This window comes from Thermosipho globiformans, assembly GCF_003990895.1.
In the GTDB taxonomy this organism is placed as follows: Bacteria; Thermotogota; Thermotogae; order Thermotogales; family Fervidobacteriaceae; genus Thermosipho; species Thermosipho japonicus.
Genome location: NZ_BHXD01000048.1, coordinates 1 through 500, shown reverse-complemented (window position 1 = coordinate 500; position 500 = coordinate 1). Strand labels below are relative to the sequence as shown.

Annotated in this window: 1 protein-coding gene; it reads left to right on the top strand. The window is 46.8% G+C overall.

Features of this window, described 5'->3' with window-relative positions; translation table 11 throughout:
• The first annotated feature begins 81 nt into the window (after nucleotides 1–81).
• Complete coding sequence (grcA, locus tag EO083_RS09775; protein WP_000627807.1) at nucleotides 82–465, top strand: autonomous glycyl radical cofactor GrcA; 384 nt, start codon at nucleotides 82–84, stop codon at nucleotides 463–465.
• Nucleotides 466–500: the final 35 nt, after the last annotated feature.

Genomic DNA, 500 nt, shown 5'->3' with positions numbered 1-500 from the left:
TATACACTCAAGCAACAATGGTTTTACCAATTGGCCGCGACAGGCTGAATAAATCAAATAATTTTGCCGGGGAGGCATCACATGATTACAGGTATCCAGATTACTAAAGCCGCTAACGACGATCTGCTGAACTCTTTCTGGCTGCTGGACAGCGAAAAAGGCGAAGCGCGTTGCATCGTTGCAAAAGCAGGTTATGCAGAAGATGAAGTGGTTGCAGTAAGCAAACTGGGTGACATTGAATACCGTGAAGTTCCAGTAGAAGTGAAACCAGAAGTTCGCGTTGAAGGTGGTCAACACCTGAACGTTAACGTTCTGCGTCGTGAAACTCTGGAAGATGCAGTTAAGCATCCGGAAAAATATCCGCAGCTGACCATCCGTGTATCAGGTTATGCAGTTCGCTTTAACTCTCTGACTCCGGAACAGCAGCGCGACGTTATCGCTCGTACCTTTACTGAAAGCCTGTAAGGCTTAAGTAGCAAGTTACTAAGCGGAAGAGGGCA